Consider the following 20,413-nt stretch of genomic DNA (forward strand, 5'->3'; position numbering starts at 1 on the left):
ATACTAAATCGCTTTAATTAGCGGTTTTTTTTTGCTTTTTATTTTTAGATTTTTTTCTTCTACCATACCAAATTACAAAGCCTGTAACCGGCAAAGCGCTTGCAAGTAAGCTTGCTGTAAAAGCAATAATTTTTCCAGGTAAATCTAAAATTTGTCCTGTATGAATTCCGTAATTCAATTCGACAACCTGCAAGCCTAAACTTTTTTTATGATAAGGAGCGCTCTTAATTAATTTTCCGTCAAGCGGATGAAAATAGTAATTGCTTTGATGATCGAATCGCAGCGTGTTCGGATATGCACCTGTATTAATTATATCGCCTTTTTGATGCGGAAAAGTAACAAAATACATTTCTGATTGTGGCTGAAATTTCATTGTTTTAACAAAAGCAAGGTCAACAGCATTTAGAGTGTTAGCTTTAAACTTTGTAGTGTCAATTATGGGCGCTTTTGTTTCTAGAGCTTTATCTCCTCCAAAATTGAAAGTTTTATAAATGCCGTCACCAACCCATTCATAAGTAAAAGTTAAACCTGTAATTGCAATAATTGCAGCGATAATAGAAATATAAAATCCTGAGGCATTGTGCCAATCGTAATTTATACGACGCCATTTGGCAGACCATTTTACTGAAAAACTTCTTTTAATATCGCTTTTTCGTTTAGGCCACCATTGTATAATTCCCGAAATCAATAAAATAATGAAGATTATAGTAGCACCGCCAACAAGATGTTTGCCAATATAATCAGGCAGAAGTAAATACAAATGGATATATTCAACAATAATAAAAAAATCGGTTTCCGGATTTTCAGATTTTAGATGTTTTCCGGTATATGGATTGAAATATAGGTATAGATTTTCGTTACCTGAATACGTATAAACAATTGCAGAACGGTTTCTTCCATAATACGAAACCATGCTTGCTTTGTTTTTCGGAACAATTTCTTTTGCTCTTTCCTGCAGAGCAGAAGGCATTAAAAAAGGTTTATTATGATCTTCAACAAAACGCCATTCTTTTCTGGTAATATCTTTTATCTCATCATGAAAACAAAATATACAGCCTGTAATACTTACAATAAAAACAATAAGCCCGGAAATTAATCCGAGCCATTTATGTATAAAACGTACTTGTTTTTTGAATCCCATTTTTTAATAAAAGCGTAAAAGTATGCGCTAAATCAATTGGGGACAAGTTATTTTAGTTATTTTTCAGAAACAATTACTTTTTTAGCTTTTAAAGAATAAGCGACATAAAGTGATACTGAAGCAAGAACTATCCAAAAAACATCGATAAAGAAAACTTGAATTTTATTTTGCATAAAGGAATTCCAAAACCAATTTCCAGAAACAATTCCGTTTGCAATCGGAATTAAAAATCCTAAAATACTTCCTGAAATCATGCAAAATTTATTGGTGAAAGCGTCATTCTTTTTGATAATAAAAAATACTGTCAGCACTAACCATCCTCCAAAATAAAGCAAAAACAAATTAGATTGACTTAACGGATGAAATAGTTTAGTTCCGATAAAAGCAAGCGCTGTAACAGGATACATACTCAAACAAATTGCCAAATAAATACGAACCACTCTGGCGTTGAAACGTCTTTTCTTTTCAGGCAGATTGTTTTTTTGTCTCGCGACAAGCCAGATCATTACACCAGAAATAATAACAAAACAAGTTATTATTCCTAAAATAAAACTCACGATTTTTAGAGCGTAGCCTCCATAATCACCAAAATGAATTCTGTACAAAACATTTTTTACTATATCTAAGTAATTATTTTGTGTAATTGGGTTTTTCTTAGCAATTTCTTTTCCGTCAGAAATGCGATACACTACTTTTCCAATTCCTGTAAATTTTTTGTGACTTGGCATTTCACCTTCCACCAAAACATGCATGTTTGCATCACCATAGTTTTGAATAAAAACGCGAGTAATTTCAATATCTGACCAATTGCTTTTTGCTTTTGCAACCAGCTGATCGATATTAAAAGGAGTGGCTAATTTTTTGTTTTCAAATTTGTAATCAGGATCTGTATATTCTAATTCTTTGTAAAGTTTATCCTGATCGCCTTTATATAATGCCATTACTGCAGGAGCTACAATCAAGAGTTTGATCATAAAAAATGCTCCGGTTACTGCATAAACAAACTGAAATGGCAAACCAATCATTCCTAATGCAGTGTGTGCATCTGTCCACAATGTTTTTAATTTTTCCTTAGGCCGGAAAACATAAAAATTAGAAACAATTTTTTTCCAATGCAATAAAAGCCCGGTTACGATCGCAAACAAGAAAAATAAAGCGGTAAAACCAGAAAGATAATATCCAACAGGATAAGGAATCTGCGCTAAGAAATGCAGACGGTATAAAAATTCCCCCAGCGAATAAGATTCTTCGTAAGTATATGATTTAAAAGTTTTAGTGTCAAGATAAAAAAATGTTCCTTCTTTTTGTTTGGCTGGAGCCAAAATATCTTTGGTGCCTTGTAAATAAATGGCAACTCTTCTTTCGTTGCTAGGTTTAGAAATGGTAAGGTTTCTTCCGTGTAAAATATATTCTTTGTCAAGCTTTTTTAATGCCGTGCTGTAGTCGAGCTGCATTTCTTTAGTTGGAGCAACAGATTCATTTCTTTCCCAATTGATGATTTCATCTCTAAAAAAAGAAAAAGATCCTGCAAAGAAAATTACAAAAAGAACCACACTAATGACAATCCCGCTGACAGTGTGTGTATGAAAATAAATATTATAATTACGATTACTCATGTTATTGCGCAGGATTATAGGTTTGACCTAGATAAATTAGAAGAGAAAAAAGTAATGAAATAAGGATATAAATACCCCAAATTTTCCATCCGCTTTTTGCTAAGAAGGCTACAATCATTAATGCTACCCAAAGAATAAACCCGGTAAAAGCCATTGTCATAAGAACGTCTGCACGGTTAAACCAAGCCGCTAGAGCCAGGTGAAAAGTAACTGAAACAAAATAACCCCCTAAAATAGCAGCTGTTATTTTGGCAAATCGTTGCCACTTAGATTGGGTTAGATATTTTGGATTTGCTGGCATATAGTGGTTAGGAATAGTTTAGTAGTAATAAAATTCTAATAATGCTACGATCACAAAAAGCAATAAAATAGCTTTGCTGTTTACTTTTTTTAGTGGAGTTAAAATGACAATTAAACTTCCAATCATCATAAGCTGAATAAAAAACATCAAAGTGCCACAGCACAAAGACTTAGTAAAAAGCCATAAACTGTAAGCCAATAATAAAAGTGCTAATCCTGTAATTTTAGTTTGCTTTGGATTTTTCTTCATCCATTTTTCAAATCCTAAATCATAAGATAACGCAGCTCTTTTTGATGTATAGTACAACGTATAAAAAGCTAAAAAAACGATAAGGCTGGCTGTTGTAATCATAATTTTAAAATTTTAAAAATACCTTTCTGGTTCAATAGAAAGGTATTTTTTATATGTTTTTATTAGAATCTATAAGTAAAGCTTCCTATTATAGCTCTTGGATCTTTAGGATGAATCGTTGACCAGCCATCATAAATTTCCTTGTTTGCAATGTTGTTTAATTTAGCTGTAATTGTAAATTTTTCAGCACTGTAAAACAAAGATGAGTTTAGAACTGTGTATTCAGGAATTGTAAATACGCCAGTAGTTTTTCTATTCATGATCATGTTGTCTCCAACATAATTTCCTCCAAAACCTAAACCAAAACCTCTCAATAAGCCGTTTGTAATTTTATAACTAGCCCAAAGGTTTGCTAGGTTTCTAGGTCCTGAATTTTCAGATCTGCGGTTTACAAAATCAGGATCTCCTTTTGTTAAAACGGCATCGTTATAACTATATCCCAAAACAATGTTTAAACCGTTAATTGGGTTTGCAACAAATTCTGCCTCAAAACCTTTGTTTTGCTGCGCTCCGTCCTGATATGTAGTCTGATTATTTGGTTGTGGAGTTGTTGGGTCTGCAGGATCTACATAAGGAGTTTCTACAATATAAGTCTGATCTGTAACCTTAATATCATAATAGCTGAAAGTAGCGTAAAGTTTATCTTTAAAAAGATTCAATTTTGTTCCAATTTCAAACTGATTCGCATGTTCAGGATTTAGTATTACTGGTGTCACAATAGTGGCAGTACGATTTTGCCCTGGAGCTACGTTTACGAATCCGTTCATGTAATTTGCAAATACTGAAACTTTATCCAGAATTGGCTGGTATACTAATCCAAATTTTGGAGAAAAAGCAGTTTGGTTATATCCGTCGTTTTTAGCATTCATAAAACGGTCAACACGTAAACTTAACATAGCAGACAATGCAGGCGTAAAATTGATTACATCTGAAACATAAGTACTATAAACCTCTTGCTTTGTTCTGTTGTCGTTTCTTGGCTCATTTGCAATAATTGCATCAGCTCCAGCTTTTGTCAAATTTCCGGTATCACCATTGGTAGGTTGTCCAACAAATGCATTAAAAGATGCCAAATTATCTCCTATATAAACGTATCCATTTCCAAAATATCCAGTACTATGATCAGTAGCAGTTCTTTTGAAATAATCAAAACCTACAACAATTCTATTCCTTAAACTGCCAATTTTAAAATCACCATTAAAATTTTGCTGAATATCAGTTGTTATATTTTGATTGTCCTGATCGGTAAAATAGCGCGCGAATACAATCCCATCTGTAATAGGTGTAAATTGTGTTCCTTCGTACAAGTAAGTATAATTTCCTTTAGATTTTGCTGAACTTGTAGAAAATATAGTTTGTGAAGTCCATTGCTCTGAAAGCTTATAAAACATTTGAGCCTGAATATTGTAAGAAGGTGTCTTCATAGTAAGTTCATTACTAGTGTAAGAACGTTCGTTATCATACTTAAGTTCATTAATATTGTGAACTCTTAATGGAGCACCTCTATCTAAAAACAGCATTGTTGGGTTTGTAGATTCGTTGCTCATAAACTCAGTATTAATCAAGAATGATAATCTGTCATTCACCTCATAAGATAATGATGGAGCAACAAAAAAGGATTCTCTAAAACCAGCATCCTGAAAACTCTCTTGTTTGTTGTATGCCGAATTAATTCTAAAGTTTAAAGTTTTTTTATCGTTCAGAGGTGTATTAATATCTGCGGTTACGCGATTTAATCCGTAGCTTCCAACAGTATAATTTACTTCGCCGCCAAATGTTTTGTACGGTTTTTTTGTAGTTGTGTTGATTAATCCTCCATAAGAGATTAAACTGCTTCCGAATAAAGTTCCAGACGGACCTTTAATAATTTCAATTCTGTCGATATTTGCAGGATCCAGACTTCCGTTTGTTAAACCTGGCAAACCATTAACCATGGTTGGCTGCACTGGAAATCCTCTTAAAGAATAATAAGCAGCTCCATCTCCTGCACGTCCTGTTGCGGCCCAAAGCGGTGTAATACCAGATGCATTTTTCAAAGCATCATCAAAATTAGTAACTACTTGTTCTTTAAGTAATTCTCCAGTAATGGTAGTATATGATTGTGGGTTTTCGAGATTTTTAAGAGGTAATCTTGCTACTTGTCGAGTTTCTTTACGAACAAAATGATTTTTGCCGGCATTAACAACAATTTCAGTTAATTCTTCAGAATTTGAAGTAAGGCTTAAATTTTCAGTTAATTCCTGACCTTCATTAATAGTTATTTTTTTCTCACTAGTTGTATAGCCAACAGCAGAAACTTTTAAAGTATATGTTCCAGGTTTAATATTTTTTATTTTGTAATTACCTTCTTGGTCTGTAATAGTTCCAAATCTGGTTCCTTTTAAAATAATTGATACACCTTCTGGAGATTCATTATTATTTAAAGTTATTTGACCTTTAAGTGTTGCTTTTTCTTGTGCAGAAATTGAGGTACTTGCTAAAAGAAAAAAACAAATACTTAAAAAAGAAATTGTAAATTTATATTTCATCTTATTTAGAATTGATTTTAATAGTGCAAATTTAATTGTTGAGTACCAACTACACAAGCTATTTTTATTTATTCTAAATAAAATATTTTTTAAAGGGTAAAATTTACATTTGTTTAAAAAATTAACATCTTAAGCTAATATTAAGAAAAAAAACCTGCTCAAATGAATGAACAGGTTTTAAATTATTGAAGAAATTATTAAAAATTACAATTCTAAAGCACGTTTAGCATCGCCATTCATTAATAATTCTAACGGATTTTCTAAAGCTTCTTTTACAGCAACTAAGAAACCAACTGACTCACGTCCGTCGATAATTCTGTGATCGTAAGACAGCGCAACGTACATCATTGGGTGAATTTCAACTTTACCATTTACAGCAATCGGACGCTCAATAATGTTGTGCATTCCTAAAATTCCTGATTGAGGAGGGTTTATAATTGGAGTACTCAACATACTTCCAAAAACACCACCATTAGTAATAGTAAAAGTTCCTCCTGTCATATCGTCAACAGTAATTTGACCATCACGAGCTCTAAGTGCTAATCTTTTAATTTCAGCTTCGATTCCTCGGAAAGATAAATTTTCAGCGTTACGAACTACAGGAACCATTAAACCTTTTGGTCCAGAAACGGCGATAGAAATATCAGCAAAATCGTAAGCTACTTTATAATCACCATCCATCATAGAGTTAACATCTGGATATAATTCTAAAGCTCTTGTTACTGCTTTTGTAAAGAAAGACATGTAGCCTAAACCAAGACCGCCATGTTTTGCTTTGAAGGCATCTTTGTATTCATTACGAATCAAGTTGATTGGCGTCATGTTAACTTCATTAAAAGTAGTTAACATTGCTGTTTCGTTTTTAGCAGCAACTAATCTCTCAGCTACTTTACGACGCAACATTGATAATTTTGTACGCTCAGATCCACGATTTCCTCCAGTTGGAGTTCCCATTGATGGTACTGCATTTACAGCATCTTCTTTAGTAATTCTTCCGTCTTTCCCAGTTCCTGAAATAGTTGCTGGCGCTATATTTTTTTCGTCTAGTATTTTTCTTGCTGCTGGAGATGGAGTTCCTGCTGCGTAACTTGTTGGTGCTGGTGCTGCTGCCGGAGCAGGTGCTGCTTTTGGTGCCTCCGCTTTAACTTCTGCTTTTGGCGCTTCAGCCTTAGGAGCTTCCGCTGCAGGAGCAGCAGGTGCTGAACCAGATGGTTTTGCTGCACTCGTATCAATTAAACAAACTACAGCTCCTACTGCAACTGCATCACCTTCTTCTGCTTTAAGCGTAATTGTTCCGCTAGCTTCAGCTGGCAATTCAAGAGTTGCTTTGTCTGAATCAACTTCAGCAATAGCTTGATCTTTTTCTACATAATCTCCGTCTTTTACTAACCAAGTTGCAATTTCAACTTCTTTTATTGATTCCCCTGGTGATGGGACTTTCATTTCTAAAATCATCTTATTTTTTGTTTAAGGTTTTTATGGTTTCAGGATCATGTCGTTAAACTTGAAACCTGAAACTTGAAACATTCTTTTTTATCTGAATAAATCTTTATCGAATACCATTCTAATTGCATCTGCATGACGGCGTTTTGCACGTGTATAACTTCCTGACGCTGGTGCAGCGTAAGCTTTTAATGAAGCTAATCTCCATTTTACAAGATCAAAGTTCATTAACATAAAGCTGTAAGCTCCCATGTTTTTAGGTTCTTCTTGAGCCCAAACATAATCATCAGCATTTGGATATTGTGCGATAATGGCTTTTAACTGCTCAACTGGTAATGGAAATAATTGCTCGATACGAACAACAGCTACATCTTTTCTTCCGTTGTTTTCTCTTTCGGCAACAATATCGTAGTAGAATTTACCAGTAACAAAAACTAAAGTTTTTACTGCTTTTTTATCTACTGTATTATCGTCAATTGTTTCTTGGAAACTTCCGTTAGCTAGTTCTTCAACTGTTGACACACATCTTGGATCACGCAATAAACTTTTTGGAGAGAAAACTACCAAAGGTTTACGGAAATTTGTTTTCATTTGTCTTCTCAACAAGTGGAAGAAGTTAGCTGGCGTTGTACAATCTGCAACATACATATTTTGTCTTGCACATAGTTGTAAATAACGCTCCATTCTCGCAGAAGAGTGTTCTGCTCCTTGTCCTTCATATCCGTGAGGCAATAATAAAACAATACCATTTTGGTTGTTCCATTTATCTTCACCACATGAAATATATTGGTCAATCATAATTTGAGCTCCATTAGAGAAATCTCCAAATTGTGCTTCCCAAATCGTTAATGCTTTTGGATTAGCTAATGCATATCCATAATCAAAACCAAGAACTCCATATTCTGATAAAAGAGAATTGAATACGCCAAATTTTCCTTTTTTGTTTTCGATAGCATCTAAAAGAATTACTTCTTCTTCAGAATCTTCAACTTTTACTACTGCATGACGGTGAGAGAATGTACCACGCTCTACATCCTGACCTGAAATACGAATATCGAATCCTTCAGTCAAAAGCGAACCGTAAGCCAACGCTTCTGCAGTTCCCCAATCAATAGTATTATTGTCGTATCCTGCTTTTCTGTCCGTAACAATTTTAGTTATTTTGTTGATGAACTTTTTGTCTGCCGGTAAAGTTGAGATTGTATTTATGATAGAATCCAATCCTTTTTTGTCAAAAGTAGTATTTACTTTTTCAAGCATTTGCGTATCTGTTACTTGAACAAATCCGTCCCATTCATTTTTCATGAATGGCGTTATAATAGTCAAATCTTTTTTACGTGAGGCTTCTAAATTCTCCTCCATTAAAGATTTGTATTCTTTTTCTAAAGCATTTACATAAGTTGCATCGATTACGCCGTCAGACAATAATTTCTCAGCATAAATATCTCTTGGGTTTTTATGTTTTGCGATTATTTTATATAAAACCGGCTGTGTAAAACGAGGCTCATCACCTTCGTTATGACCGTATTTTCTGTATCCTAATAAGTCGATAAATACGTCACGACCGAATTGCATTCTATAATCTAATGCAAAAGATACTGCATGTACAACAGCTTCAGCATCATCAGCATTTACGTGTAATACAGGCGAAAGCGTTACTTTGGCAACATCTGTACAATAAGTAGAGGAACGAGCGTCTAAATAATTAGTTGTAAAACCAACTTGGTTGTTGATTACAATATGAATTGTTCCTCCGGTTTTGTAACCGTCAAGCTGCGCCATTTGGATGATTTCATATAAAATACCCTGACCCGCGATTGCAGCGTCTCCGTGTACTGCGATCGGCAATACTTTAGAGAAATCGTCAGCATAATATTTATCTTGCTTAGCTCTGGTAATTCCTTCAATAACTGCTCCAACCGTTTCTAAGTGAGAAGGATTTGGTGCTAAATTGATATTGATATTTTTTCCTGTTCTTGTTTTTTTGTCAGCTGTAAGGCCTAAGTGGTATTTTACGTCACCATCAAAATATTCCTGATCGTAATCTTTACCATCAAATTCACCAAAAATATCTTGAGTTGATTTTCCGAAAATGTTAGCCAAAACGTTCAAACGGCCACGGTGAGCCATTCCCATTACGAATTGTTCAACACCTTTTTCAGCAGCTTGTTCGATCAAAGCATCTAAGGCTGGAATGATAGATTCTCCACCTTCTAACGAAAATCTTTTTTGACCTACATATTTAGTATGCAAGAAGTTCTCGAAAGAAACCGCTTGATTTAATTTATTTAAAATAGTTTTCTTTTCTTCAGAAGAGAAGTTTGGCTGATTAACATTTACAGCCAGTTTTTCCTGAATCCATTTTACAACGCCAGGATTTCTGATATACATGTATTCGATACCAATATGTTGGCAATAAATAGATTTCAGTCGCGTTACAATGTCTTGTAAAGTAGATGGTCCAACTCCAATAGTTTGAGCGGCATCAAAAACTGTAGAAAGGTCAGCAGTTGTTAATCCGAAATTTTCAATGTCTAAAGTTGGAGAAGATGTTCTACGATCACGAACTGGATTCGTTTTTGTAAATAAATGTCCGCGAGTACGGTATCCATCAATTAATTTAAGAACGTTAAATTCTTTTTGCAGTTTTTCTGAAACTTGATTGTAATCTGTGTTGGGGCTAGTCACATATTCAACAATCTGTTGAACTGGATTTTCGTCATTATAAGTCGTTTGTCCAAAGTCGAAACCTTGAAAAAAACTTCTCCAGCTTGGCTCAACGCTATCTGGATTTACTAAATACTGATCATATAATTGTGCGAAAAACTCGGTATGCGCTGCATTTAAAAATGAAAACCTATCCATAATATTAGTGAATATACTTTTTGTTAAATAGAATGGCAAAAGTACAACAATCGACTTTATTTAAACCTTTTTTTTACGTACTTTTACGTAAAAATTTGTTAAAAATAGACTCAACTATGAATAATAATCAAATTTCAATCGTTTTTAAATCTTTTTTTGTGATTTTGGCAGTCTTATTTTCCAGTTTTGCAATCGCACAGCAAAATTATACTATAGATCAGCGTGATAACTTTTGGGACAGAGTTCAATTGGGAGGGGGACTTGGTTTAGGAATTGGATCTGGATATACAGATATCTCTGTTATGCCAAGTGCAATCTATAATGTAAATGAAATAGTTGCGGTTGGAGTTGGTTTGCAATTTGGCTATTTATCCTCAAAAAATTATTACGAATCTTTTGTTTATGGAGGAAGTTTGATCGGACTTGTAAATCCAATTCCAGAAATTCAATTGTCTGCAGAATTGGAGCAAGTAAGAGTTGATACTAGATATGAATCTAATGTTAATAGACCAGGATTCTCTGATAATTATTGGAATACCGCCTTATATCTCGGAGCAGGTTACAGAACCGGAAGTGTCACCATTGGCGCACGTTACGATGTTTTGTATAATCCTGATAAAAGCCTTTACGGATCTGGATTTATGCCTTTTGTGAGAGTTTATTTTTAAAGTTGCTATCCCGAAGTCTCGGGACTGAGATGCTAAGATTCTAAATTTTAAATGCAGGAATTTGAAAAAATATATTTTTATAATCATTGGAGTTATTACTTTTAGTTGTAATAACTGGGAGAAGTCAAAAAACACTAATGAAAAGGTTGTAAAAAAAGATTTACGACCTTTTTTTGATGCGGATAAAATCGATCATTATTTTGTGAATTACACTCTTGATAGTATAATTATTTCTGGAGGAGAAAGTAAAAAATCAAAAAAAGAGAAGGAGTTTGAAGATATATTTATGGGATATTTTCCGGATAGTATTCCTAAAAAGAGTTTTGAAGAAATTTTGTTAAGTCATAATTATAAGAAATCCAATCTTACAATTAAACAGCAAAAGGAAATTGAAAATGTATTCAGCGAAAAAGATTCTCTGCAAATGAGTGCATATGCGTGTGTTCCCGAATACCGCGACATTTTTATTTTTAAAAAGAAAGAAAAGACGATTGGAGTAGCAAAGATTTGTTTTAAATGTGGTCGTTTCCAAATTGTTGGAAGTAAAATTGATACACAGTATTTTGGACTTTTTGACGAATTAGAGAAATTGCACGATATCGTTCGTCCTACTGAGAAAAAAACTTAGAGCCTTAGGATCTTAGAACCTCAGAACCTTATTTATAATAATTTCGAAACCAAACTTTTTGCCATTCTCTTTTTAAAATTAAAAAAGCAACTTGTTCTGCAAGAATGACTAAATCTGATCCGTCAAGTTTTTTGATTTCGATTTCAGAAACATCAATAATATATAATAGGTTTAAATATTCAGCGAATTTGTACTGAATCATTCGGTATATTTTTTCGTGCAGCTGAATTTTTAATTCGTCGGGAGAAATGCTTAACGGAAAGTCGATTCCTTCATTAGCTAAATTAAAATCTTTGTTGATTTGCTCAATCAAACTTAAATATAAAGTCTCGGCTTGCGCTTGATCTAGAAGTGCTTCTGTACTTATTGGTGCTACAAACATATTTATTTTAGATTTTAGATTGCTGATTTATGATTGTAGATTTTTTTACTGAAAACTGGCACTGAAAATTGATTACTAAACCTTACGTCCCATTAAATTTTCGCCGAAAGTTCTCAAAACATTTTTCTTTTCAGCATTAATTTCCATTTTTTCTAAAGTTTCAAAAGCTTTAAAAGTATACATTTCTATAGCTTCCTGTGTTGCTTTTGATGCTCCAGATGCATTAAAAATGGCTTTGGCAGTTTCTATTTTTTCTGAATTATCATCTAATTGCAAACCGAATAATTGTTTTAATTCTGTTGCTTTTTCATCTGATGAAAATTCTATTGCTTTTAGATATAAATAGGTTTTCTTATTTTCGATAATGTCGCCGCCAACTTGTTTTCCAAAAGTTTTAGGATCTCCAAACGCATCTAAATAATCGTCTTGAAGCTGAAAAGCTAATCCTAGATTCAATCCGAAATCATAAATTAAATCGGCTTCCTTTTCAGAAGTTTTTGCTACAATTGCACCCATTTTCATCGCAGCAGCAACCAAAACAGCTGTTTTATATTCGATCATTTTTAGATATTCAGGAATCGTAACGTCGTTTCTTTCTTCAAAATCGACATCCAGTTGCTGGCCTTCGCAAACTTCAAGTGCAGTTTTGCTGAATAGTTTTGCTAAATCTCTAAAAATGGTTGGTTCATATTGCTCAAAATACTGATAAGCCAAGATCAGCATGGCATCTCCAGACAGAATTCCGGTATTGATATTCCATTTTTCATGCACCGTTTCCTCTCCTCTTCTCAAAGGAGCATCATCCATAATATCATCATGTACAAGTGAGAAATTATGAAAAACTTCTACCGCCATTGCCGCCGGAAGCGCCATTTTATAATCAGCGTCAAATACCTCTGAAGCCATTAATGTAAGAACCGGACGCATTCGTTTGCCACCAAGTCCTAAAATATATTCAATAGGCTCATAAAGGTTTTTTGGCTCTTTTTGTATGCTTTGGTTTTTTAGATAACTAATAAAAAAATCTTGGTACTGACTAATATTGTGCATAAAATGAAATTCTGATTTCCAAGGCTCAAAGATACAACTCAAATATGAATTATCAGATTGTTGTGAAATTTACTTCAAAATGATTATTCTTTTTCTAAATGTATCTGAAATCCAACTCCTAGAAAGACTGCATTGTTTGTCATATCATTATTAGCTTTTTGATTTAGATAGTTTAAAGCTACTTCTAGTCCAACACTACTGTTTAGGAAATATACGGCTCCGGCTTTTATTTTGATACTATTAAAAATGTGAATTTGTAATATTTTTTAATAAAACATTACTTATTTTTTATTAACAATTTTTGGAATAACTGCCCTAATTTTTTTCAAACCAAATATTTTTTTGAAAATACTTGGAAACTTTTTTGGTGTTTACAGTTTCCTGTCTATATTTGCACTTTTAATTGGAAACTCGAAACACTAAAAAAGTTTCCTTAAGCAGTTTAGATAATTTATAAACTAAACAAAACCAAATATTTATGAAAACAACATGGACCTTAAATTCTAGCCAATCGGATGTTTTAATTAAAATGAGACACTCGATAATTGCTTATATGGGTGGCAATACAAATAAATTTGATGGTTATGTAAACATTGAAGACAATGAAATTGAAGATGCTTCGGTTGAGTTTTCTTTAGACATCAATAACAAAAATGACAGTTTTCAGCAAGTTGATACTTATTTGCAGCTGCAAGATTTTTTTGATGTAGATGAACATCCTATTATTAGTTTTAAATCGACTTCATTTCAAAAAGTAAATCATAACATCAATTTCTTTAAAGGTGATTTAACAATAAAAGATGTAACTAAAGTTGTTGAACTTGATGCTGAATTTATTGGTATTAATACTTATAATGGAGAGAAAAAAGTTGCTTTTGAAATTAAAGGAGATATTAAACGCCAAGATTTTGGTTTAGATTATAATTCATTTAACCACAATGGAGGTTTAGCACTTGGAAGAGATATTAAGCTAATTGCTAATCTAGAATTTAGCATATAAATCTTACTTGTTGAATAAATTAATGTAAAATTATTACAAAAATAACGGAAACTATTTTTCATATTTTAGTTTCCTAATTATATTTGTAATACAATTTGAAATTAAAATGAAAGAGAAAATCATATCAAAAGCGAGTGAATTGTTTTTAAGACTCGGTTTTAAAAGTGTTACAATGGATGATATTGCGGGAGAAATGTGTATTTCGAAAAAAACGATCTACAAATATTTTTGCAATAAAGAAGTATTGATTGAAGAGAGTACTTCGACAGTTCATAAACAAGTACATGAAGTAATCGACACTATTGTAGCGAAAAATTACAATGCAATTCACGAGAATTTTGAGATTAGAGAGATGTTTCGTGATATGTTTAAAAACGCAACAGATACTTCACCTCTTTATCAGCTTAAAAAGCATTATCCGGAAATTTATCAAAATGTAATGACACATGAAATTGATCAGTGCAACCATTATTTTAGAGATAATATTTTAAAAGGAATTCGAGAAGGTTTATATCGATCAGATTTGAATATAGACATTTATGTGAAATTTTACTATACGCTGATTTTTCATATTAATGAAACAACAATTTCAGAAAGAGAAGCTCAAAAAATAGAATTGGAAGCTTTGGAATATCATACTAGAGCTATGGCGACCGAAAAAGGAATAATAGAATTAGAAAAACAACTTAAAAAATTTACTATTTAATCATCAATCTATGAAAAGAATAATTCTTATATTTTTGTGTTCAATTGGTCTTTCAGCCAATGCGCAAGTCACAACTTTAACCTTAAGAGATGCTCTTACATATGCGCTTCAGAACAAATCTGACGCTAAGAAATCGAAACTGCAGGTTGAAAACAGCGAGTACAAAATTCAGGAAATACGTTCAAGAGCGTTGCCACAAATTTCTGCAAACGGAAGTTTAACTTATAATCCAGTTATACAAACTACAGTTATTGATGGAGCAGGATTTGGTCAGCCAGGAACTACAATTCAGGCAGCATTTGGCCAAAAATGGACTTCTGGAGCTGGACTTTCGTTAACTCAGGCTTTATTTGATCAATCTGTTTTTACCGGATTAAGAGCAGCTAAATCTACTCGTGAATTTTATCAAATAAACGATCAATTGACAGAAGAACAAGTAATTGAAAGAGTTGCAAATAACTACTATTCTGTATACGTTCAACGCGAAAGACTAACTTTATTAGATAGTAATTATGTGAATACTACTAAAGTTCGTGATATCGTAAAAGGACAATTTGATAATGGTTTAGCTAAAAAAATTGATTTAGACCGTATTGTTGTAAAAATGTCAAACATTGACACAGAACGTCAGCAAATTAAAAATCAAATTATTTTACAGGAAAATGCTTTGAAGTTTTATATGGGAATGCCTATTGAAACGGTAATCGAGATTCCGAAAGAAGAATTTGAAGTTATCCCAGCTGCATTAACAGAAGAACCTAATATAGAAAACAGAACGGAATACTTGCTTTTGAAAAAACAAGAAGAGCTTTTAGTATTTAATAAGAAAGCAGTTGAAGCTGGATATTATCCGACACTTTCATTAACTGCAGGATACAATTATATTGGTCAAGGTCCTCAAATGCCATGGTTCGCAAAACCTAAAGACGGCGTCTATTGGTCAGATTACTCTGCAATTGGATTGAATCTGCATGTGCCAATTTTTACAGGATTCGGTACTCGTGCTAAAGTAAGACAAGCAGATGTAGAAATCAGATCGCTTCAGGAAGATATCAAAGACACAAAACTTTCACTTGATTTAGATTACAGAAATGCAATGGCTGATATTGAAAACAATCTTATTACAATTCAAAATCAAAAAGAAAACATGCAGCTTGCAACTGAAATCTTAAGCAATACAAAAAATAATTACCTTCAGGGGTTAGCATCATTAACAGATTTATTAGATGCTGAAAATGCACAACTTGAAGCTCAAAATAATTATACCAGAGCAGTTTTAAATTATAAAATTGCCGAAATATCACTAATCAAATCAAAAGGCGAACTTAAAACTCTTATTAAATAACTAAACAAAATGAAGAAAACTATTATAACTATCGTAATCATAATCGCAGCTTTAGGTGTGATTGGATATGTCTTAAATAATAATAAGAAGAAGAATAAAGAAAAAACAGATATTGTTGCAGAAAAAAATGCTGCAGTTTCAGTAAAAGTAACACCTGTAAAAACAGAAGAAATTTCATTGGATTTCGTGGCAAACGGAAACTTTCAGCCTATTCAACAATTGACTTTTTCTGCTGAAAAATCTGGAAAAGTAATCAGCGTTTTAGCTAAAGAAGGAGATTACGTTAGAGTTGGTCAAACTTTATTGACAATGAGAGGCGATGTAATCAATGTAAGTGCGCAGCAAGCTCAGGCAGTTTATCAAAATGCAAAATCTGATTACAGCAGATATGAAAATGCATTTAAAACTGGTGGTGTTACAAAACAGCAAGTAGATCAGGCGAAATTAGCATTGACAAATGCTGAGTCTAGCTTAAAACAAGCTAATATTAATGTGGGTGATACTAAAGTAAAAGCTCCAATTAGCGGTTTCATCAATAAAAAATACATTGAGCCAGGATCTATCTTAACAGGTATGCCGGCAACTGCGTTATTTGATATTGTAAATGTTTCTAAATTAAAATTAGTTGTTACAGTAAATGAAAATCAAGTGGCTAGTTTGAAAGTAGGAAACAACATTAATGTTACTGCTAGTGTTTATCCTGATAAAACTTTTTCTGGAAAAATTACTTTTATTGCTGCAAAAGCAGATGAGAGTTTAAACTTTCCTGTAGAAATTGAAATTGCAAATAATGTAAACAACGACCTTAAAGCAGGTATGTACGGAACTGCAAACTTTGCTTCAAATCAGCAAAAACAACACTTAATGGTTGTGCCTAGAAATGCTTTTGTAGGAAGTGTAAGCAGCAATGAAATTTTCGTAGCTGAAAATGGTATTGCAAAATTAAGAAAAGTAACTGCTGGAAGAATTTTAGGAGATCAAGTTGAAATTATCAGCGGATTAACTGACGGAGAAAAAGTTATTGTTACAGGTCAGATTAACTTACAAGACGGAAATACAGTAGAGATTATTAAATAATTTACAGGCTGTAAGCCGTAAGCAATAAGCTTTAAGCAATCTAAAAGCCTAAAGCCTATTGCTTATAGCCTAAAGCATAAAGCAAAATATATGAAATTAGCCGAAATATCCATAAAACGTCCGTCGTTAGTAATTGTATTGTTTACAATTCTGATACTTGGTGGATTGTTCAGCTACAGCCAATTAGGCTATGAGCTGATACCGAAGTTTGAACAAAACGTTATTACAATTTCTACTATTTATCCTGGAGCTTCTCCTAGTGAGGTTGAAAACACGGTAACTAAGAAAATTGAGGACGCGATCGCATCCTTAGAGAATGTTAAGAAAATTGACTCAAAATCGTACGAAAGTTTGTCTATTGTTTCGATTACCTTAACATCAAATGCAAAAGTCGATTTTTCTCTGAATGATGCACAGCGAAAAATTAATGCCATCATCAGTGATTTGCCAGAAGATGTGAAAACACCGGCACTAACTAAATTCTCGCTGAGTGATTTACCGATTATGACACTTGGTGCCAACGGAAAAATGGACGAAGCACAGTTTTATGACTTGATTGATAAAAAAGTTGCGCCTATTTTATCTCGTGTACAAGGTGTTGCTCAAGTAAATATTATTGGTGGTGAAGAACGTGAAATTCAAGTAAACCTTGATGCATTAAAAATGCAGGGTTACGGATTATCTGTTCCGCAGGTACAACAAAATATTTTAACATCGAACTTAGATTTCCCAACAGGAAACATTCAGACTCGTAATCAAAAAATATTAATTCGTTTAGCGGGTAAATATAAAAGTGTTGAAGAATTGAGAAACTTAGTAGTTTCATCTCAAAATGGAATTCAAGTTCGTTTAAGTGATATTGCCGATGTTCAGGATACGCAGAAAATTGCAGAAAAAATATCTCGTGTAGATCAAAAAAGTGCAATCGTTTTACAAATAGTAAAACAATCAGATGCCAATGCGGTTGCTGTGAGTGAGAGCTTATTGAAGACAATTGCTGTTCTTGAAAAAGATTATGAAAAAAGCCATTTAAAATTAGAAGTTGCAAAAGACAGTACAATTTTTACTCTTGAAGCTGCAGACTCTGTAGTTCATGATTTGTTAATTGCGGTAGTTCTGGTAGCATTAGTAATGTTATTTTTCTTGCACAGTATTAGAAACTCATTAATTGTAATGGTTTCTATTCCTGCATCGTTAATTGCAACGTTCATCGGAATTTATTTAATGGGATATACGTTAAACTTAATGAGTTTATTAGGTTTATCTCTTGTTGTAGGTATTCTGGTCGATGATGCGATTGTGGTCCTCGAGAATATTTACCGACATATGGAAATGGGTAAAAACCGAATCCGTGCCTCATATGATGGAACTGCAGAAATTGGCGGAACCGTAACTTCTATTACTTTGGTAATTGTCGTGGTGTTCTTGCCAATCGCAATGAGTTCTGGTTTAGTATCTAATATTATTACACAATTTTGTGTTACTGTAATTATTTCAACATTACTATCACTTTTAGCTTCATTTACAATTATTCCTTGGTTATCATCTCGTTATGGTAAATTAGAGCATATTGAAGGGAAAAATTTCTTTGGAAGAGTTATTCTTGGTTTCGAAAATTATTTAACACGTTTTACTAACTGGATTTCTGGATTATTGACTTGGTGTTTAGATAATTACGGTAAAACAATTGTTCTTGTTTTAATATTGTTCTTTGGATCAATTTTTGGCTTAGGTGGTTTCATTGGAGGAGAGTTTTTTGCATCATCTGATAGTGGAGAGTTTTTAGTTCAGATCGAAATGCCAAAAGATGCTTCGTTAGAACAAACCAACTTCATGACACAAAAAGCCGAAGCATACCTAAAAGGACAAGAGTACGTTCACAGTCAAATTACAACGGTAGGACAAACCAGTGAAGGTTTTGGAGCATCGCAAGCAACTGCTTATAAAGCGGAGATTGACGTAAAAATGATCGAGCAAAAAGATCGTACTGACAATGCAAATGTTTACGCTGCAAAGATTAAACGTAAACTGGAGAAAGTATTGGTTGGGGCAAAAGTAAAAACTGTTCCTGTAGGTATCTTAGGAACTGCAGAAGATGCTACGTTAGGATTGATCGTAACTGGTCCTTCTACTGAAGCTGCAATGGCATATGCTAAACAAGCTGAAGCTGCATTACGCACTATTCCTGGAACAACTGAGATTAAATTAACTGTTGAAGACGGGAACCCTGAAATTAACGTAAAAGTTGACCGTGATAAAATGGCGGCATTAGGATTGACACTTCAAACTGTCGGCTTAACCATGCAAACTGCTTTTAGCGGAAACACTGACGGTAAATACAGAGCTGGAGAATACGAATATGACATCAACATCAGATACAATGCATTTGATAGAAAAAGTATTACTGATGTAAGTAATTTGATTTTCATCAATGCTGCAGGACAACAAATTAAATTATCTCAATTTGCTTCTGTGACAGAAGGTTCTGGACCTAGCCAGTTAGAGCGTAGAGACAAATCGGCGTCGGTAACTGTAAAAGGACAAAACGTTGGGGTTCCATCAGGAACAATTGTAACGCAATGGCAGGCTAAGTTAGATAAAATTAAAAAACCAGCTGGTGTAAACTATATTTGGGGTGGTGATCAAGAAAACCAATCTGAAGGATTTGGTACTTTAGGAATCGCTTTACTTGCTGCAATTATTTTGGTTTACTTGGTAATGGTGAGTTTGTATGACAGTTTCGTTCACCCGTTTGTCGTATTATTTGCTATTCCGCTTTCGTTTATTGGAGCTTTACTGGCATTAGCCTTGACAAATAACTCATTGAATATCTTTACGATTTTAGGTATTATTATGTTGATTGGTCTGGTATGTAAGAATGCGATCATGCTTGTAGATTATACAAACCAAAGAAGAGCGGCTGGAGAATCAATCAGAACGGCATTAATTCAAGCAAACCACGCTCGTTTACGTCCGATTTTGATGACTACAATTGCGATGGTATTTGGTATGTTCCCAATTGCATTAGCATCTGGAGCAGGAGCTGAATGGAAAAATGGTTTGGCTTGGGTAATTATCGGAGGATTAATTTCTTCGTTATTCTTAACCTTGATTGTAGTTCCTGTAATTTACCAAATAATGGAAGGTATTATTCGCAGATTATCTAAAGGAGAAAAAATCGATTACGAAGCTGAAATGGTTGCCGATTATGAGCATACTGAATTAAGCGAAGACGGTTTTAATCCGAAACATACGCATTAATTTTGATTTAATTTTAGATTGAAAAATCCCAAATTCCGAAAGGAGTTTGGG

At 33.4% G+C, this 20,413-nt stretch carries 16 protein-coding genes; 7 read left to right on the forward strand and 9 right to left on the reverse strand.

What is annotated here, in order from left to right; all coding sequences use genetic code 11:
* Nucleotides 1-13: 13 nt before the first annotated feature.
* The 7 genes from IRZ83_RS07390 to IRZ83_RS07420 all read right to left on the reverse strand — a co-directional run bounded on the left by IRZ83_RS07390 (nt 14) and on the right by IRZ83_RS07420 (nt 10,245).
* Nucleotides 14-1,141 carry a PepSY-associated TM helix domain-containing protein gene (locus IRZ83_RS07390; RefSeq protein WP_194567840.1) on the reverse strand — a complete coding sequence of 376 codons (1,128 nt, stop codon included), beginning with the start codon at nt 1,139-1,141 and terminating at the stop codon, nt 14-16.
* A gap of 56 nt (nt 1,142-1,197) precedes the next feature.
* Nucleotides 1,198-2,757 (reverse strand): PepSY-associated TM helix domain-containing protein, encoded by a 1,560-nt coding sequence (locus IRZ83_RS07395; RefSeq protein ID WP_194567842.1) that lies wholly within the window; start codon nt 2,755-2,757, stop codon nt 1,198-1,200.
* A gap of 1 nt (nt 2,758) precedes the next feature.
* Nucleotides 2,759-3,058, reverse strand: coding sequence for a hypothetical protein (locus tag IRZ83_RS07400; RefSeq protein WP_194567843.1), 300 nt, complete (start codon nt 3,056-3,058; stop codon nt 2,759-2,761).
* Nucleotides 3,059-3,076: 18 nt separating this feature from the next.
* Nucleotides 3,077-3,409, reverse strand: a complete 333-nt coding sequence (locus IRZ83_RS07405) for a hypothetical protein (RefSeq protein WP_029271576.1) — start codon at nt 3,407-3,409, stop codon at nt 3,077-3,079.
* 62 nt (nt 3,410-3,471) lie between these two features.
* Nucleotides 3,472-5,937 carry a TonB-dependent receptor gene (locus IRZ83_RS07410; RefSeq protein ID WP_194567845.1) on the reverse strand — a complete coding sequence of 822 codons (2,466 nt, stop codon included), beginning with the start codon at nt 5,935-5,937 and terminating at the stop codon, nt 3,472-3,474.
* A 204-nt stretch (nt 5,938-6,141) separates the two neighbouring features.
* The gene (gene odhB, locus IRZ83_RS07415; RefSeq protein ID WP_029271579.1) at nt 6,142-7,392 is read right to left on the reverse strand and encodes a 2-oxoglutarate dehydrogenase complex dihydrolipoyllysine-residue succinyltransferase; all 1,251 of its coding nucleotides are present in this window, start codon (nt 7,390-7,392) and stop codon (nt 6,142-6,144) included.
* Between the two features lie 78 nt (nt 7,393-7,470).
* Entirely contained in the window at nt 7,471-10,245 is a 2,775-nt protein-coding gene (locus IRZ83_RS07420; protein WP_029271580.1) for a 2-oxoglutarate dehydrogenase E1 component, read from the reverse strand.
* 116 nt (nt 10,246-10,361) lie between these two features.
* Here IRZ83_RS07420 and IRZ83_RS07425 point away from each other — a divergent pair, with 116 nt between their 5' ends.
* Both IRZ83_RS07425 and IRZ83_RS07430 read left to right on the forward strand, forming a co-directional pair.
* On the forward strand, nt 10,362-10,913 hold the full coding sequence (locus IRZ83_RS07425; RefSeq protein WP_194567847.1) for a hypothetical protein: 552 nt from the start codon (nt 10,362-10,364) through the stop codon (nt 10,911-10,913).
* A 61-nt stretch (nt 10,914-10,974) separates the two neighbouring features.
* Entirely contained in the window at nt 10,975-11,541 is a 567-nt protein-coding gene (locus IRZ83_RS07430; RefSeq protein ID WP_194567849.1) for a hypothetical protein, read from the forward strand.
* Between the two features lie 28 nt (nt 11,542-11,569).
* Here the strand turns inward: IRZ83_RS07430 and IRZ83_RS07435 are convergent, their stop codons facing one another.
* Together IRZ83_RS07435 and IRZ83_RS07440 are read right to left on the reverse strand one after the other, a co-directional pair.
* Nucleotides 11,570-11,923, reverse strand: a complete 354-nt coding sequence (locus IRZ83_RS07435; RefSeq protein WP_029271583.1) for a hypothetical protein — start codon at nt 11,921-11,923, stop codon at nt 11,570-11,572.
* Between the two features lie 75 nt (nt 11,924-11,998).
* Complete coding sequence (locus tag IRZ83_RS07440) at nt 11,999-12,973, reverse strand: polyprenyl synthetase family protein (RefSeq protein WP_029271584.1); 975 nt, start codon at nt 12,971-12,973, stop codon at nt 11,999-12,001.
* Between the two features lie 478 nt (nt 12,974-13,451).
* Here IRZ83_RS07440 and IRZ83_RS07445 point away from each other — a divergent pair, with 478 nt between their 5' ends.
* The 5 genes from IRZ83_RS07445 to IRZ83_RS07465 all read left to right on the forward strand — a co-directional run bounded on the left by IRZ83_RS07445 (nt 13,452) and on the right by IRZ83_RS07465 (nt 20,362).
* Nucleotides 13,452-13,973 (forward strand): YceI family protein, encoded by a 522-nt coding sequence (locus IRZ83_RS07445; protein WP_194567851.1) that lies wholly within the window; start codon nt 13,452-13,454, stop codon nt 13,971-13,973.
* 106 nt (nt 13,974-14,079) lie between these two features.
* The gene (locus IRZ83_RS07450) at nt 14,080-14,679 is read left to right on the forward strand and encodes a TetR/AcrR family transcriptional regulator (protein ID WP_194567853.1); all 600 of its coding nucleotides are present in this window, start codon (nt 14,080-14,082) and stop codon (nt 14,677-14,679) included.
* A 10-nt stretch (nt 14,680-14,689) separates the two neighbouring features.
* Nucleotides 14,690-16,024, forward strand: a complete 1,335-nt coding sequence (locus IRZ83_RS07455; protein WP_194567855.1) for a TolC family protein — start codon at nt 14,690-14,692, stop codon at nt 16,022-16,024.
* 9 nt (nt 16,025-16,033) lie between these two features.
* Nucleotides 16,034-17,101: an efflux RND transporter periplasmic adaptor subunit gene (locus IRZ83_RS07460; RefSeq protein ID WP_029271588.1), complete on the forward strand. Its 1,068-nt coding sequence runs from the start codon at nt 16,034-16,036 to the stop codon at nt 17,099-17,101.
* 90 nt (nt 17,102-17,191) lie between these two features.
* On the forward strand, nt 17,192-20,362 hold the full coding sequence (locus IRZ83_RS07465) for an efflux RND transporter permease subunit (RefSeq protein WP_194567856.1): 3,171 nt from the start codon (nt 17,192-17,194) through the stop codon (nt 20,360-20,362).
* The last annotated feature ends 51 nt before the right edge of the window (nt 20,363-20,413 follow it).

The sequence above is a fragment of the Flavobacterium sp. JLP genome (assembly GCF_015350755.1).
Lineage (GTDB): Bacteria > Bacteroidota > Bacteroidia > Flavobacteriales > Flavobacteriaceae > Flavobacterium.

Bases quoted from the DNA above. Each gene is read 5' to 3' on its own strand.
- IRZ83_RS07455 (WP_194567855.1), top strand. From the start codon at position 14,690: ATGAAAAGAATAATTCTTATATTTTTGTGTTCAATTGGTCTTTCAGCC.
- IRZ83_RS07390 (WP_194567840.1), bottom strand. From the start codon at position 1,141: ATGGGATTCAAAAAACAAGTACGTTTTATACATAAATGGCTCGGATTA.
- IRZ83_RS07425 (WP_194567847.1), top strand. From the start codon at position 10,362: ATGAATAATAATCAAATTTCAATCGTTTTTAAATCTTTTTTTGTGATT.
- odhB (WP_029271579.1), bottom strand. From the start codon at position 7,392: ATGATTTTAGAAATGAAAGTCCCATCACCAGGGGAATCAATAAAAGAA.
- IRZ83_RS07410 (WP_194567845.1), bottom strand. From the start codon at position 5,937: ATGAAATATAAATTTACAATTTCTTTTTTAAGTATTTGTTTTTTTCTT.
- IRZ83_RS07435 (WP_029271583.1), bottom strand. From the start codon at position 11,923: ATGTTTGTAGCACCAATAAGTACAGAAGCACTTCTAGATCAAGCGCAA.
- IRZ83_RS07400 (WP_194567843.1), bottom strand. From the start codon at position 3,058: ATGCCAGCAAATCCAAAATATCTAACCCAATCTAAGTGGCAACGATTT.
- IRZ83_RS07445 (WP_194567851.1), top strand. From the start codon at position 13,452: ATGAAAACAACATGGACCTTAAATTCTAGCCAATCGGATGTTTTAATT.
- IRZ83_RS07395 (WP_194567842.1), bottom strand. From the start codon at position 2,757: ATGAGTAATCGTAATTATAATATTTATTTTCATACACACACTGTCAGC.
- IRZ83_RS07405 (WP_029271576.1), bottom strand. From the start codon at position 3,409: ATGATTACAACAGCCAGCCTTATCGTTTTTTTAGCTTTTTATACGTTG.
- IRZ83_RS07465 (WP_194567856.1), top strand. From the start codon at position 17,192: ATGAAATTAGCCGAAATATCCATAAAACGTCCGTCGTTAGTAATTGTA.
- IRZ83_RS07450 (WP_194567853.1), top strand. From the start codon at position 14,080: ATGAAAGAGAAAATCATATCAAAAGCGAGTGAATTGTTTTTAAGACTC.
- IRZ83_RS07460 (WP_029271588.1), top strand. From the start codon at position 16,034: ATGAAGAAAACTATTATAACTATCGTAATCATAATCGCAGCTTTAGGT.
- IRZ83_RS07440 (WP_029271584.1), bottom strand. From the start codon at position 12,973: ATGCACAATATTAGTCAGTACCAAGATTTTTTTATTAGTTATCTAAAA.
- IRZ83_RS07420 (WP_029271580.1), bottom strand. From the start codon at position 10,245: ATGGATAGGTTTTCATTTTTAAATGCAGCGCATACCGAGTTTTTCGCA.